The organism is Shewanella sp. Isolate7 (assembly GCF_022398425.1).
Taxonomy (GTDB): Bacteria; Pseudomonadota; Gammaproteobacteria; order Enterobacterales; family Shewanellaceae; genus Shewanella.
This window is the reverse complement of sequence record NZ_JAKEVJ010000008.1, coordinates 18,263-33,096: the sequence shown is the minus strand read 5'-3', so window position 1 is coordinate 33,096 and position 14,834 is coordinate 18,263. Positions and strand designations below refer to the sequence as shown.

Sequence of the window (14,834 nt, the reverse complement as noted above, 5' to 3'; positions counted from 1 at the left end):
CCATGAAGCAGCTAATTAAACGCGAGTTAATCGCCTTGTGGAATGACCCATGGCAACTCGCCTTAGTGAGCTATATCCCCTTGGTGGGGATATTCGGCTTATGGTGGCTATTTAGTGCCGGTCTGCCACGTGAGTTGCCCGTGGCGATCGTCGATCAGGATCAGAGTCAGATCAGCCGTATGCTGGTGAGGCGGCTACAGGCTAACTCTGTGATCACCCCAATTCATTATCAAGACATCAATAGTGCCAAGGCATCGATGGAGAGCGCCGAAACCTATGCCATGGTGGTGTTGCCGTTTCAGCTCAATCGCGATCTACTCACGGGTCATCAGCCAACCATAGATATACGTTACAACAGCCAATACCTCTTGGTCGGTAAGCTGTTATCGAGCCAGATCCAGCTCAGCCTGGCCGATGGACTCAAGAGCAAGGCGCTCTTGAAGCAATTGGCCGCGGGTGTGCCTATGGCGCAGGCCGAAGTGAACCTTAACTTAGTGAAGACCCAGGTTAGTGCGCTCTATAATGCCAACAGCAACTATGTGGTGTTCTTGCTGCCACCGATACTGCTCGCCCTGGGGCAACTGCTCGCCATGTTAGTGTTTGCCAACTCTCTTAATCGGGAGCTAAGACAGGAGACCATGACCGAGTGGTTTAGCCTGGGCACGCGGCGCGTGTTATGGGCTAAGATGCTGGTTTATACGCCCTTGATCGTGCTGCAGGGGCGCCTGATCCTGACCCTGCTATATCAATACCTGGGATTACCGCTGGCGGGGGTATTCGGTCAGCTATTGTTGGCGCAGATAGTGATGTTGTTGGCGGTGTGGCTGCTGGTACTCACCATCTTCTTCCTGTTGCAAGACGCCGCCAGGGCGATCAGTTTCTGCACCGCGCTGTTTGCTCCGGCATTTCCCTTTATGGGGATCACCTTTCCAACCCAGGAGATGCCCCAGTTGGCCCAGTGGTGGCGAAAGCTGATGCCATCGAGCCACTACATAGATACCCATGTTGGTGTGGTGAGCTATGGCCAGGATTTTTCTGTCTTTGCCCAGCAGGTGACTAGCTATTGGGGCTTCTTGTTGTTGGTGCCTGTGATTGTGATCTTGGCTCGCCGGGTCAGGCGGGAATGGCCTGCCGAAGCCAGCACTCAGCCGATGAATGAGGCGCCTTAATATGGATTTCTGGTCTTTGATGTGGGCAGACTTTAAGTCGATCGTGACAGACAAGGCGATCGCTATCACCTTGTTTGGCGGAGTGCTCTTCTATTCTGTGCTCTATCCTCTGCCTTATCTGCATGAAGTGCCGACCAAGCAACAGATAGTCGTCGTCGACGGGGATCACTCGAGCCTGAGCCGTCAGTTGATTCGCCATGCCGATGCCAGCCCCAAGCTCGAGGTCGTCGCTGAGCTGAATAATATTAACCAGGCGGAGGACTGGATCGCCTCGGGTAGAGCCCATGGCTATATGGTGATCCCTGAAGGATTCAGGCGGGATCTGATTCGTCAAAAAGGGGTGACCTTAGCCTACGGCGGCGATGCCAACTACTTCTTGATCTACTCTGCCGTGCTCGAAGGGCTAGTGTCTGCCGGGATAGATGCGGGCAAATATGTGCAATTTAATGGTCTGCTGGCCAGGGGGAGTTCGGCCAAACAGGTGAAACATGACCTGGAGCCGATTAAGCTCAATAGCGTACCCGCCTTTAATCCGAGCCTGGGCTACACCCCTTATGTGGTGCCTGGTGTGCTGTTATTGGTGCTGCACCAGACCCTGCTTATTGGCGCGGGTATACTCGGTGCGGGGCAATGGGGAAGAGAGGGCTACTGGCAGCAGGTGCCCGCGATGAAGCTTATTTTTGCCCGGGTGAGTGTGTTCGCTCTTATCTACAGCCTGTTTACCAGCTTCTATGTGGGCTTCTGTAACTACTGGTATGGGGTCAGCGTACAGGGAGTGTTATCCCAGGTGGTCCTGTTCCTGGTGCCCTTCGTTATCTGTACGGCAATTGCCGGTGTCGCCTTTAGCTGCCTGTTTACGAGGCGTGATCTGCCGACCCAGGTGCTGCTGCTTATCTCTATGCCGATCCTGTTTGTTTCAGGGTTTATCTGGCCGTTTGAGTTGATCCCGTCGCCGCTTATCTGGATCGTCCAGGTGATCCCCGCCATTCCTAGCATACAGGGCATGTTGCAGTTAAATCAGATGGGGGCCAGCTGGAGCAGTGTTGCCGGCTTCTGGTGGCAGCTATGGGGCTTGGCCCTGGTCTATCTTCTACTAGCCTATCTGGGCGTCAGCTACCGTTTAAATAGCAAATAGCCCGCGCTGATGGCGGGCTATTTTGGCGAAAGACTATTTGTTCGAAAGGCTATTCGCTCGCAGGGCTATCTTTTCGAGGGACTATCTTTTCTAGGGATTAGTGCCTATTCGCCGGTCTCGGTGCGCAGATACTTGACCAATTCGGCGGCAGACTTAGAAGCTTCGTCGGGCTTCTTGGTCAGCTCCTTGTTGGCTTGTCTCACCAGTTGACGCAGCTTCTGACGCTCTAGGCCCGGATGCTGTTCGAGCAGGGCCTGAATCGCCTCATCACCGCCACTTAGCAGCTGATCTTTCTGCTTCTCGGCGACGTTCTGCTTAGAGCTTTCGTTACGATTCTGGTTGAGCACGTTTTTCAGGTTTGCCTGCAGCTCGTCGATATCTACGTTGCGCATCAGCTTGCCGACATAGTGCAGCTGGCGGCGATGGGCCTCGCTATTGATGCGGATCGTCTTGGCTTTCAAGATGTTGTCGTGCAGCAGCTCGTCCAGCTCTAGCTTCTTCAGCTGACTCTTGCTGAGGGAGACCAGTTTCTTACCTAGCTCTTGGTAAATGGCAATCTCGCGCTTTATATCGGCTCTGCTGACGTAATCATCGTCATGATCGAAGGGCTGTTTAAAGTGTTCTGAGTCACCAACAATATTATTCATTAAAACTCTCTGGGGTCTAAGCCATAACTCCCCTAATGATATCATTTCCGGCCAATATCGCCTACGAAACGGCTCAGTTATTTAATGTGAAAGCCGGACGGGTTTGCTATGCTACGGCCACGTTTGATAACAAAAGAGTAGATTTGTGCCTTCTCCCAGCATCGAAACCGAATTGAATTCACTGAAAGACGCCGTGTCTATGGCATTGGAATATGCCGCCAAATTGGGTACCTCGGGGGCCGAAGTGGCCATCAGCAAGCAGCAGGGACTCTCAGTCTCCACGCGCCTGAAAGAGGTTGAGACCGTTGAGTTTAATAAAGATGGTGCGCTGGGGATCACACTGTTCAGGGATGGCTGCAAGGGGAGTTCATCGACCTCAGATCTGAGCCCAGAGGCTATTCGCCGCGCCGTGAAGGCCGCCGACGATATCGCCCGCTTCACCTCGGAAGATCCCTTCAATGGTCTGGCGGATGCCGAGTTGATGGCCAAGCAGATAGAAGATCTCGAACTCTACTATCCTCACGAGGCTGCGCCTGCCGAGCTCGAAGCCCTGGCGGCAAGTGCCGAAACGGCGGCGTTAGATAGCGATGCCCGCATCATCAATTCCGACGGTGCCAGTGCCAATGCGCACACAGGTGCCAAGGTGTATGGCAACAGCCATGGCTTCTTAAACGGTTATGTCAGCTCACGCTACAGCCTGAGCTGTGTGGTGATCGGCGAGCAAGACGGTCATATGCAGCGTGACTACGACTACACGGTCGCCCGACGCTTCGAAGACCTATGGACGCCCGAGGCGGTGGGCAAGCAGGCGGCCAAGAAGACTTTGAGTCGTCTGGGGGCTCGCAAGATAGCCACCACTAAGCTGCCGATTCTGTTTGCACCAGACGTGGCCACCGGCCTCATGGGGCATCTGGTAGGCGCCATCAGCGGTAGCAGCCTGTATCGCAAGTCGAGCTTCCTGCTCGATGCCATAGATACCCAGATCTTCCCCGAGTGGTTTACCATCGCCGAGCAGCCGCACCTCAAGGGAGCACTGGCCAGCGCCTGTTATGACAGCGAAGGGGTGGCGACAATCGATCGCAACATCATCGACAGCGGCATTCTCTCTACCTATCTGTTGACCAGCTACTCGGCGCGCAAGCTCGGCCTGACTAACACGGGCCATGCCGGAGGTATCTATAACTGGACGCTTTCTCATACCGGGCAGACCTTCGATGAGCTGGTGAAGCAGATGGATACAGGTCTTATTGTCACCGAGGTAATGGGTCAGGGGGTCAACGGCGTGACCGGCGATTATTCTCGCGGCGCCGCCGGTTTCTATGTGGAGAAGGGCGAGATCCAATTCCCCGTGGAAGAGATCACCATAGCCGGTAACCTCAAGGATATGTATCGCAACATGGTGGCCGTGGGTAAGGAGCGGGATCTGCGCTCTTCCATCCGCATCGGTGCCATACTGCTCGATGAGATGAAGATTGCGGGTAACTAATCTGGCATATTCAGACTGAGATTTTAAATACTGATATTTTAAATGCTAGGAAGCGAGCCCGATGGCTCGCTTTTTTGTGTCTGCTCGTCGGCTGGGGGGCGTGTTACAAGCGTGGCAAACAAGACTTGAATATACGGAAAACCATATATATGCTTAGCCATATGTTTATGTGTGGGAGTGCCAATGGCCGTCGCAATCTTTAAAGCCCTTTCCGATGAGACCCGCCTGCTGAGCCTGCTGTTGATCCAGGCAGAGGGCGAGCTGTGTGTGTGTGAGTTGATGGCGGCGCTGAACGAGAGCCAGCCCAAGGTCTCACGTCACCTGGCGCAGCTGCGTAAGGCAGAACTGTTAAGTGACCGTCGTCAGGGCCAGTGGGTGTTTTACCGTATCAACCCCGAGCTACCCGCCTGGGCTGGCGAGGTGATCCAAAAGACCCTGGCGGGCAACCCTGAACTCTTGCGTCAGGCCCAGGCCCGTCTGGCTAAGATGGGTCAGCGCCCCGAGCGGGTACAAGTCTGTTGTAAAGGATAAATCCATGGGACTATTTGAACGTTATCTGAGTGTCTGGGTAGGGCTGGCCATAGTGGCCGGTGTCGCCTTGGGCTATCTGCTGCCGGCGCAATTTGCCCTAATCGCCTCCTTTGAATATGCCAGCGTCAATCTGCTGATCGCCCTGCTTATCTGGGTGATGATCTACCCCATGATGGTGCAGATCGACTTCTCGGCGGTGAAGGATGTGGGCAAGCGTCCCAAGGGATTGTTGCTGACCCTAGTGGTGAACTGGCTGGTTAAGCCCTTTACCATGGCGCTACTGGGCTGGCTGTTCTTCAGAGTCCTGTTTGCCTCCTGGGTGGACGCGCAGACCGCCAGCGAGTATATCGCCGGCATGATCCTGCTGGGTGTGGCGCCCTGTACCGCCATGGTGTTTGTCTGGAGTCAGCTCACCAAGGGCAATCCTAACTACACCCTGGTGCAGGTGTCGGTGAACGACATCATCATGGTATTTGCCTTCGCGCCTATCTGCGCCTTTCTGCTGGGCGTCAGCGACATCCAGGTGCCTTGGCAGACGCTGTTGATCTCAGTGGTGCTCTATGTGGTACTGCCGCTCGTCGCCGGCGTGATCACCCGTAATTTATTGAATAAAAAGGGTCATGTGTTGGGCGTCGAGGGTTTTGTCGCTCGCCTCAAGCCCTGGTCTATTCTGGGACTACTGGCGACCGTGGTGCTGCTGTTTGGCCTGCAGGCCAACACCATATTGGAACAGCCGCAGAATATCCTGCTGATCGCCATACCCTTGCTTATCCAGACCTATGGCATCTTCTTCATCGCCTATTTCGCCGCTAAGCGGCTCAGGCTGGAACAGGAGGTGGCGGCGCCCGCCTGTATGATCGCCACCTCTAACTTCTTCGAGCTGGCGGTGGCCGTGGCCATCTCATTGTTTGGCCTGCACTCAGGCGCGGCGCTAGCTACAGTGGTGGGGGTGCTGGTGGAGGTGCCCGTGATGCTCTCCCTGGTGGCCTTCGTCAATCGGGATAAAACCAATTATTTGCGCGGCCTGGGTAAGGCCTAGGCGGCAACAGAAACAGCGAATCGAGAGAATAGGACAATAAGATGACAATCAAAGTAGGCATCAACGGCTTTGGCCGCATGGGACGTCTGGCGCTGCGCGCCGCCTGGGAGTGGGACGATATCGAGTTTGTGCAGATTAACGACCCGGCGGGCGACGCCGCCACCCTGGCCCATCTGCTCACCTTCGACTCCATCCATGGCCGCTGGGCGCATGAGGCTGTTGCCGAAGGCGATCAGATAGTCATAGGTGATAAGCGCATTGCAACTAGCGCTAACCGCGCCATCGCCGACACCGATTGGTCGGGCTGCGACCTGGTGATCGAGGCCTCGGGGGTGATGAAGTCGAAGGCATTGCTGCAGGCTTATCTAGACCAAGGGGTCAAGCGAGTGGTGGTGACCGCGCCGGTGAAGGAAGAGGGCGTGCTCAACATCGTCATGGGGGTCAACCATCAGCTGTATGACAAGGACAAATATCCGATAGTCACGGCGGCCTCCTGCACCACCAACTGTCTCGCCCCCGTGGTCAAGGTGCTGCATGAGCAGATCGGCATCAAGCATGGCTCCATGACCACCATTCACGACATCACCAATACCCAGACCATCTTAGATGCGCCCCACAAGGATCTACGCCGTGCCCGCGCTTGTGGTCAGTCGCTGATCCCGACCACCACAGGTTCGGCCACCGCCATTACCCATATCTTCCCTGAGCTTAAGGGTAAGCTCAATGGCCATGCGGTGCGTGTGCCGCTGGCCAACGCCTCTATCACTGACTGTGTGTTTGAGATGCAGCGTGGCGTTACCGAGGCCGAGGTGAATGCCCTGTTCAAGCAGGCAGCCGAAGGGGAGCTGAAAGATATCTTAGGCTACGAGGAGCGCCCGCTGGTGTCGGTGGATTACAAGACAGATCCGCGCTCCAGCATAGTCGACGCCCTGTCGACCATGGTGATCAACGATACACAGCTCAAGCTCTATGTCTGGTACGACAACGAGTGGGCTTATGCCAACCGTACGGCCGAGCTGGCACGTATGGTCGGCCGGTTGGATAAGGCCTAAGGTACGCCGGCATGCTTACTAGCCTGCGCGCCCTACCGAGTGAGATGCGCCAGTATCTGCTGGTGACCGGCAACTACTGGGCCTTCACCCTGACCGACGGTGCGCTGCGCATGCTGGTGGTGCTGCATTTTCACCAGCTAGGGTATTCGCCGCTGTCGATCGCCATGTTGTTTCTCTTCTATGAGATCTTCGGCGTGGTGACTAACCTGGTGGGCGGCTATCTTGGCGCCCGCCTGGGGCTCAATCGCACCATGAACATCGGCCTCGGCTTGCAGGTTGCGGCACTGGCCATGCTGTTAGTGCCAAGTGCCTGGCTTACCGTGCCCTGGGTGATGGCTGCCCAGGCTCTGTCTGGGATCGCTAAAGATCTCAATAAGATGAGCGCCAAGAGCAGCGTCAAGATGCTGGTGGCCAAGGGCGAAGAGGGTAGGCTGTACAAGTATGTCGCCGTGCTGACAGGCTCTAAGAATGCTCTCAAGGGAGCTGGCTTCTTCCTCGGCGGCGCCCTGCTGGCGCTGCTGGGCTTCAAGGGGGCTATCGGCCTGATGGCGGCCCTGCTTAGCATCGTCTGGCTGGTTAGCATCATCAAACTCAAACAAGATTTGGGCAAGGCCAAGAACAAGCCTAAGTTTACCGAGCTTTTTTCTAAGAGCCGGGCGATCAACATCTTATCCGCGGCGCGCATGTGTCTGTTTGCCGCCCGTGACGTCTGGTTTGTGGTGGCGCTGCCTGTCTATCTTGCCAGTCAGTTCGGCTGGGACCACTATCGGGTGGGGGGCTTTCTGGCACTCTGGGTCATAGGTTATGGCGCGGTGCAGAGCCTGGCGCCCAGAATCACCGGCAAGGCCAGCGGCCTGGTGCCCGATGGCCGCAGTGCCATGTTATGGGCGGGTGGATTGACCCTGATCCCCGCCGCGATCGCGCTGGCCCTGACTGGACAGCTCGGGCTTGCGTCGGCGATGGCCCAAGAGGCGGCCTTGCTTGCCGGCCTCTTGCTCTTCGGCGCCGTGTTTGCCATCAACTCCTCCTTACATAGCTACCTGATCGTTAGCTATGCCAGTGACGATGGCGTCTCCTTGGATGTCGGTTTCTACTACATGGCCAACGCCATGGGACGGCTATTGGGCACTATCCTCTCGGGCTGGGTCTATCAGGCCTATGGGCTGGCGGCTTGCTTATGGATCTCGACGGCGCTGCTCGGGCTAACAGCAGTGATTAGCGTGGGGCTGCCGAAGCGCGAGCCTTGTAATGAAGACTGAATACTTTGAGGTTGCTAAATATTCTAGCAACAGCGGGAACTGCTTAAGAACTCATATACCAAGACTTAGACTCTTGGTGTAACAAAATCAAGATAATTTGGTTATAGTGACTCTAGGTTCAAACGTGACCGTTTGTTAATAGTAATCTGAATTTAAAAGGGATTTTCATGACAGATTTAGAGAGTATTAAGATATTAACCCGGGGTGATAAGGGGGTTATTGCCGGTGTCTGTTCTGGTTTAGCCGACTATTATGGTCTAAGAGTCAATGGGTTGCGAATTGCTTTTGTCTTAACCAGTCTATTTTTCTTCCTTCCTGTCTTGGTTTATCTGGGGAAGGTGCGAATAAGTCCCGTGCTTGCTCTGCGTGTGCTTAAAGTGGATAGATGCAAGGCACAGTTTGCAGCGAATGGCCCTAGTCCTTCGCAAGAACTGTAACGCAGCAAATACCGCTGTAAGCCTCGCCCTGCGGGGCTTTGATAGCAACACCATATCGGCGTTATTCAACTTCAGCAGGCCTCGGCATGCCCTCAGTTGAATGCCTTGAACTGTCGCTGCTATCAAAGCCAGAGCTGTGCGACGACTTGTTCGCACCTTCCCTGGTGTGCTGGTTAGTGTTGCCCAAATATCCCACAACCCAGGCGATGCGCCGTCAGCTGCAGCGCAAGGCTAGTCAACCCCGTTGAGTTGCGGGGTAGTGGCTATCTGTATCGAGGCTAGACATATCTCAGTTAGCCGATTTCTTCCTTAGTTAGATGCTCTTAGTTCAAGTGCCGAGAGATAGAGGTGTGAGGAGTCGTTGAGCAATCCATCAGAGTGACAAGAGAATTAAGGTGTTTTTGCGTCTCATTATTGATCGCAACGGGCATTATGCAGTGTCTAAGTCGTGTAATATAGATTTCCTATCGATGAGCAACCCCATGGTGTGAGCGTAGTTTTGTGTTGGGGATGTCGCTTGGCTTAAAGACGGTCGCCACAGGTTTTAGAAAATTAACCCTTATGAGAAGTGTTGGAACTCACAGGAGATTACCTAAGTATGTATGGTTTAATTCTCACGCTACATATTTTGGCGGCGACCATCTGGACGGGTGGGCATATAGTGCTTTCGGTGGTAGTACTGCCTCGCGTACTCAAAGAGCGATCGCCTCAACGCTTATTGGAATTTGAATCCGTCTACGAAAAAATCGGCATGCCCGCCTTGGTTATCCAGATCATAACCGGCCTGATGTTAGCGTATCGGCTGTTGCCAGATGTTAGCCTGTGGTTCGACATGTCGGTTCCCTTGGCTCATGGCATTGCGGCGAAATTAACCTTACTCGGGCTCACTTTCCTTCTGGCTTTAGATGCTAGGTTCAGGGTCATTCCTAAGTTGTCACCGTCAAACCTGACGGATATGGCGCTCCACATTGTCCCGGTAACCTTATTATCAATCATGTTCGTATTGGTTGGTGTCTCCTTCAAGCTGGGGGGATTGGCCTACCTCGTCTCTTAAATGTGGGCGACAGGCTCATCAGGCTTGTGCTCGCAGACGAGGCTGGGGATAAGTTGTCTGCCTTAACTTCTCGACCATCCATCACTTTCTATTTCCCATGATTTGCTAGGCCTGCCTAGGCATAGCCCATCTCTTAACTAACTCTCTTTGTTTCAATTTGTTAACAATCGCTGCTTTCATTTTGAGCGCTTTTCGTTGTACTCTGGGATGCAATCAACAAAGCGTGGTGTAGATCACCAAAATAACGATAAAAACGAAGAGGTTTGAATGGAAGTTATTACTGAGTTTGTCAGTACGATCAACGGGTTCGTATGGGGTACTCCCATGCTCGTGATGATCTTAGGCGTAGGACTCTTTCTCTCCTTTGGCTTGCGGTTGATGCCCATCCTCAAGCTGGGTACCGGCTTTAAGTTGCTCTGGTCTGGGCGTATTCCCGACAAAGATAAGCAGATGAAGGGGGAGATCAGCCCCTTTAATGCCCTGATGACCTCGCTGTCGGCCACGATAGGTACGGGTAACATCGCAGGGGTGGCGACCGCCATCTTTATCGGCGGCCCAGGTGCCCTGTTCTGGATGTGGTGTACCGCCTTAGTCGGCATGGCGACCAAGTTTGCCGAGGCGGTGCTGGCGGTGAAATACCGTGAAGTTGACGATAACGGCAACCATATCGGCGGCCCCATGTACTACATCAAGAATGGTCTGGGCAGTAAGTGGGCCTGGCTGGGTACAGCCTTTGCCCTGTTTGGCTCCTTCGCCGGTTTCGGCATCGGCAACACAGTACAGGCCAATTCTGTGGCCGACGCCCTGAGCAGTAACTTCGGCGTGCCCACCTGGGTGACTGGTGTGGTGCTCATGGTGTTGGTGGGCGCTGTGCTGATGGGCGGTATCAAGCGTATCGCCGATGTGGCGGGTAAGCTGGTGCCCCTGATGACGGTATTCTATATCGCCGCCGGTTTGTCGGTGATCGTGGTTAATTTCGCCGACATTCCCGATGCCATCGCCCTTATCGTGCACAGTGCCTTTAATCCTGTGGCGGCCCAGGGCGGCTTTGCCGGTGCGGCGGTGTGGGCCGCGGTACGTTTCGGTGTGGCCCGTGGCGTATTCTCGAACGAGGCGGGTCTGGGGAGTGCGCCCATTGCTCACGCGGCGGCGCAGACCAATAACCCTGTGGCTCAGGGCCTGGTTGCCATGCTCGGCACCTTCATCGATACCCTGGTGGTGTGTACCATTACCGGTCTGGCGATTGTGGTATCCGGTGCCTGGACATCGGGTGAGAATGGCGCGGCGCTGACCTCTTATGCCTTCTCTCACGCCCTGCCTATGGGTAACTATATCGTGGCTATCGCCCTCTCTATCTTTGCCTTCACTACCATCCTGGGCTGGAGCGTCTATAGCGAGAAGTGTGTGCAGTATCTGTTTGGTGTGCGTGCGGTGAAGCCATTCAGAGCCATCTGGGTGGTGGTGGTGCCGTTAGGGGCCGTCAGCTCGCTTGATTTCATCTGGTTACTGGCCGATACCCTGAACGCCATGATGGCAATCCCTAACCTGATCGCCTTGGCGCTGCTCAGCCCTGTGGTGTTCGGCCTGACTCGCGAGTACTTCATCAAGAAGCGTCAGCAAGAGGCCGAGGCCAGTAGTTAAACCGTCTGTTATGAGATAAAAAAGCGCCCTCGGGCGCTTTTTTTGTTGCTCATATGGCTAGTCGAGGCGCTTAGTAAAGCGCAGCGAGGCCACCAGGATGCCGACCAGGGTGAAGCCGATAAGCCACAGGGCATCGAACTGCATGTCACTCAGGGTGCCGCCCCGCAGCACTATGGCGCGTATGATGCGCATGAAGTGGGTGGCGGGCAGTAGCTCGGCAAGCCATTGGGCCGGCCTGGGCATGGCCTCGAAGGGAAACATGAAACCCGACAATAATATCGTCGGCAGTATGATGAAGATGGTCATCTGCATCGCCTGCAGTTGCGTCTTGGCGATGGTGGAGATGATCAGCCCCAGGGTGAGGCTGGCGGCGATAAACAGCAGGGTGCCCATCAGCAGCTGGGCGATGGCGCCATTGATGGGCACGTCGAAGATAAGATGCCCCAGGCCGAGGATGATGGTCATCTGCACCAAGCCCACCAAGATGTAGGGCACTATCTTACCCAGCATTAGTTCTAGCGGCTTGATGGGCGTGGTGATAAGCAACTCCAGGTTGCCGCGCTCGCGCTCTCGTACTATGGCTGCCGAGGTAAAGAGGAGCATGGTCATGGTGAGGATCACGGCGATCAGCCCCGGTACTATGTTGACCGCCGAGCGCTGCTCTGGGTTATAGAAGAGGGCGACCTCGAAGGTGGGCAGCCTCTGTGTGTCTTGCCCTGTGATCTGATCCAGCGGCATGTTTCTCAGCTGGCTGATCGCCGAGGCAACCATGGTATCCGAGCCGTCGACCACCCATTGTCCCAGGGTTTCGCCATTGGCCAGCTTCTGGGTGAGGTTGGGCGGCAGGATCAGCGCCGCGCGTACCTCGCCCCGGGTAATGGCGGCCTCGGCCTCCTCGGCACTGGCGTAGTGCTTCTCTATGCTGACCACCTGAGTCACCTTGATCGCCTCGACTATCCAGCGACCGGCGGCGGAGTGGCTCTGATCCACCACCACGGGCACGTTACGCACATCGGTATTGATGGCATAGCCAAACAGCAGTAGCTGGATCAGCGGGATCATCACCACCATGCCGAAGGTGATGCGGTCGCGCTTGAGCTGGCGGATCTCCTTGGTGGTGATCGACTTTATGCGCCTCAGGCTAGCCAGTAGCATCTTGCGCCTCCCGCGATGGGCTGAGCCCCTTACCGGTGACCGACACGAAGAGATCTTCCAGATTGGGGGCGACCTGAGTCAGTTGCTGTGGCGTCAGTTGGCCTGCCACGGCGCGGCTCTTCTCCAGCAGCCAGGGAATAGGCGCCGCTATCTGCTTGTCGACTAGGACCCGTAGGCGATCGCCTAGCTGGGCGGTGGAGGGGATCTCGCCGAATTGGCTAAGGTGTGACTTTAGCTGTCGCAGCCTGTGTCCGGCGATCTCGATGACGTGCAGTGGCATCTCCTCGAGCAGCGCCTGAGGATTCCCCTTGGCGCGAATGTGGCCGCTTTCCATGATCGCCAGCTGGTGGCATCGCTGCGCCTCATCCATGTAATGGGTGGTGACTAAGATGCTGGTGCCGCGCTCGGAGATATCGAACAGTTGCTCCCAGAAGTCGCGGCGATTCTGGGGATCCACCGCCGAGGTGGGCTCGTCGAGAAACAGCAGCTCCGGCTCGTTGATACAGGCGCAGGCTAGTCCTAGGCGCTGTTTCTGTCCGCCGCTAAGGGTGCCTGCGAGCTGCTGGCGCTGGGCGTCGAGATGATAGGTGGCCGTCAGTTCATCTATCTTACGTTTGCTCTCCCTGGCGCCCAGCCCATAGATGTCGGCGATAAATTGCAGGTTCTCCCTGACACTCAGATCTTCGTAGAGGGAAAACTTCTGTGTCATATAGCCAATGTGTCGCCTGAGAGCCTCGGCCTGCTTGGGGATCGCCATGCCCAGGACATTTATCTCACCCCGAGTCGGGGTTAACAGGCCGGTGAGCATGCGGATGGTCGTAGATTTGCCACAGCCGTTGGGGCCGAGAAAGCCGTAGATGTGCCCCTTCTGCACCTGCAGATCCAGCTCGGCAACCGCCAAGAGGTCGCCAAACCGCTTATCGACGCCGCGGGCATCTATGGCCAGCTCCGCACCTAGAGACATCAGGGCAGCTCCACCTGGGCGGGGATGCCCGTGGGCAGAGGCTGGGCCGTCTCGTCGAGATCGAACTCGGCCAGATAGACGAGACGAGATCTATCCTGTTGATTCAAAGCGTAATATGGCGTGAAGGCCGGCTCCCTGCTGAGCCAGCGTAGCGTGCCGGTAAAGGGGGTATCCTGACCGTCTATATGCACCTGAAGCTGCATTCCTATGGTGAGTTTGGCCATGGCCGGGGCGGGGATATAGACCCTGGCATAGGCGGCCTTGTCGGCCTGAATCGCCACCACTACGGCGTTAGCAGGCACTCGTTCGCCGAGGTTAAAGGGCAGGCTGTCGAGGCGACCGCTGCGGGTCGCCGTGATGCTGAGATCGTCCAACAGCTGGCGCGCCAGATCCAGCTCGGCGGCCGCCGCATCCAGTGCCGCCTGGGCCTGCTGAATATCTTCCTGACGCACACCGACAATCAGCTTACTCAAGGCCTCGTTCGCGGCGTTATGTTCGGCGATGGTCTGATCCCGGCTAGCAATGGCCTGATCCAGCTCCTGCTGGCTCACCAGGTTCTGTCGCTTGAGCTTGTCGATGCGCCTGTAGGTCTTCTCCGCCTGCACCATGGCGGCGGTGGCACGCTCCAGATTGGCCTGAGCGCTGGCGATATCCTCTGGGCGTTCGCCGTTGGTGAGCCTGAGCAGGTAGGCCTGCGCCTTCTGCCACTGGGCCTGGGCGTTGGCAACGCGTGCAGTCTGTTTGCGGGTGTCGAATTGCAGTAGCAAGTCGCCCTCGGTGACCAGGCTGCCTTCGCGTTTAGGTAACGCCGTGATGATCTCAGAGGTGGTGGCGCGCAGGAGTACCCGGTCGCGCTCTAACGTGCCTAGAGCCTGGGGCGGCTCGGATCCCTGACAGCCGCTTAGCAGCAGGAGAAGTGGGGCGATAAGGCGTAAGGATTTGCTTAGCGTCATGATGACCTCTTGCAGATAAACTGCTCGGAAGAATTATGACTATCAATAAGTTATGTGCTGAATTTAATCTTACACCAATTTAGCCAGTGGAGAAGGGGAATCTTAACAAGCCCTCGGCTCGACCTGCGAAGCCACTTTAAGACGTAGCAAGATTAAGCCTAAGCTTGAGCCTAAGCCAGACGGCAAGTCCTGTGCAGAACAACAAAGAGCATCCTAAGAGGGCGCTATTTTTTGTGTTTGAGATAGATGATTCTTGGAGCTAGTTGCTAGGCTTGCAGGGGCTAAGTGGTGAGTGCCTTCGACCTATGGCGC

The 14,834-nt window shown here is 55.8% G+C and carries 14 protein-coding genes; 10 read left to right on the top strand and 4 right to left on the bottom strand.

Annotated features, from left to right (window positions below):
* Positions 1-2 precede the first annotated feature (2 nt).
* Both L1D47_RS03090 and L1D47_RS03085 read left to right on the top strand, forming a co-directional pair.
* Entirely contained in the window at positions 3-1,169 is a 1,167-nt protein-coding gene (locus tag L1D47_RS03090; RefSeq protein WP_239882520.1) for an ABC transporter permease, read from the top strand.
* Between the two features lies 1 nt (position 1,170).
* On the top strand, positions 1,171-2,304 hold the full coding sequence (locus tag L1D47_RS03085) for an ABC transporter permease (protein WP_239882519.1): 1,134 nt from the start codon (positions 1,171-1,173) through the stop codon (positions 2,302-2,304).
* Between the two features lie 104 nt (positions 2,305-2,408).
* On the opposite strand, the gene yjgA is transcribed toward L1D47_RS03085, so the two are convergent.
* Positions 2,409-2,951: a ribosome biogenesis factor YjgA gene (gene yjgA / locus L1D47_RS03080; RefSeq protein ID WP_239882518.1), complete on the bottom strand. Its 543-nt coding sequence runs from the start codon at positions 2,949-2,951 to the stop codon at positions 2,409-2,411.
* 145 nt (positions 2,952-3,096) lie between these two features.
* Here yjgA and pmbA point away from each other — a divergent pair, with 145 nt between their 5' ends.
* The 8 genes from pmbA to L1D47_RS03040 all read left to right on the top strand — a co-directional run bounded on the left by pmbA (position 3,097) and on the right by L1D47_RS03040 (position 11,450).
* The gene (gene pmbA, locus L1D47_RS03075) at positions 3,097-4,437 is read left to right on the top strand and encodes a metalloprotease PmbA (protein ID WP_345778747.1); all 1,341 of its coding nucleotides are present in this window, start codon (positions 3,097-3,099) and stop codon (positions 4,435-4,437) included.
* Positions 4,438-4,620: 183 nt separating this feature from the next.
* Positions 4,621-4,968, top strand: coding sequence for a metalloregulator ArsR/SmtB family transcription factor (locus L1D47_RS03070; protein ID WP_239882517.1), 348 nt, complete (start codon positions 4,621-4,623; stop codon positions 4,966-4,968).
* Positions 4,969-4,972: 4 nt separating this feature from the next.
* Positions 4,973-6,007 carry an ACR3 family arsenite efflux transporter gene (arsB, locus tag L1D47_RS03065; protein WP_239882516.1) on the top strand — a complete coding sequence of 345 codons (1,035 nt, stop codon included), beginning with the start codon at positions 4,973-4,975 and terminating at the stop codon, positions 6,005-6,007.
* A 41-nt stretch (positions 6,008-6,048) separates the two neighbouring features.
* Positions 6,049-7,059 (top strand): ArsJ-associated glyceraldehyde-3-phosphate dehydrogenase, encoded by a 1,011-nt coding sequence (locus L1D47_RS03060; protein ID WP_239882515.1) that lies wholly within the window; start codon positions 6,049-6,051, stop codon positions 7,057-7,059.
* Positions 7,060-7,070: 11 nt separating this feature from the next.
* Positions 7,071-8,318, top strand: a complete 1,248-nt coding sequence (arsJ, locus tag L1D47_RS03055; RefSeq protein WP_239882514.1) for an organoarsenical effux MFS transporter ArsJ — start codon at positions 7,071-7,073, stop codon at positions 8,316-8,318.
* Positions 8,319-8,485: 167 nt separating this feature from the next.
* Positions 8,486-8,755, top strand: a complete 270-nt coding sequence (locus tag L1D47_RS03050; protein ID WP_239882513.1) for a PspC domain-containing protein — start codon at positions 8,486-8,488, stop codon at positions 8,753-8,755.
* Between the two features lie 598 nt (positions 8,756-9,353).
* A complete protein-coding gene (locus L1D47_RS03045; protein WP_041510837.1) occupies positions 9,354-9,809 on the top strand; it encodes a CopD family protein in 456 nt (151 codons plus the stop codon).
* A gap of 267 nt (positions 9,810-10,076) precedes the next feature.
* Positions 10,077-11,450: a sodium:alanine symporter family protein gene (locus tag L1D47_RS03040; RefSeq protein ID WP_041510838.1), complete on the top strand. Its 1,374-nt coding sequence runs from the start codon at positions 10,077-10,079 to the stop codon at positions 11,448-11,450.
* Between the two features lie 57 nt (positions 11,451-11,507).
* On the opposite strand, the gene L1D47_RS03035 is transcribed toward L1D47_RS03040, so the two are convergent.
* The 3 genes from L1D47_RS03035 to L1D47_RS03025 are packed head-to-tail and all read right to left on the bottom strand — an operon-like array spanning position 11,508 to position 14,522.
* Positions 11,508-12,605, bottom strand: a complete 1,098-nt coding sequence (locus L1D47_RS03035) for an ABC transporter permease (RefSeq protein ID WP_239882512.1) — start codon at positions 12,603-12,605, stop codon at positions 11,508-11,510.
* Complete coding sequence (locus L1D47_RS03030) at positions 12,592-13,569, bottom strand: ABC transporter ATP-binding protein (RefSeq protein ID WP_239882511.1); 978 nt, start codon at positions 13,567-13,569, stop codon at positions 12,592-12,594. Before L1D47_RS03030 ends, L1D47_RS03035 begins: the two co-directional genes overlap by 14 nt.
* Positions 13,569-14,522 carry an HlyD family efflux transporter periplasmic adaptor subunit gene (locus L1D47_RS03025; protein ID WP_239882510.1) on the bottom strand — a complete coding sequence of 318 codons (954 nt, stop codon included), beginning with the start codon at positions 14,520-14,522 and terminating at the stop codon, positions 13,569-13,571. Before L1D47_RS03025 ends, L1D47_RS03030 begins: the two co-directional genes overlap by 1 nt.
* Positions 14,523-14,834: the final 312 nt, after the last annotated feature.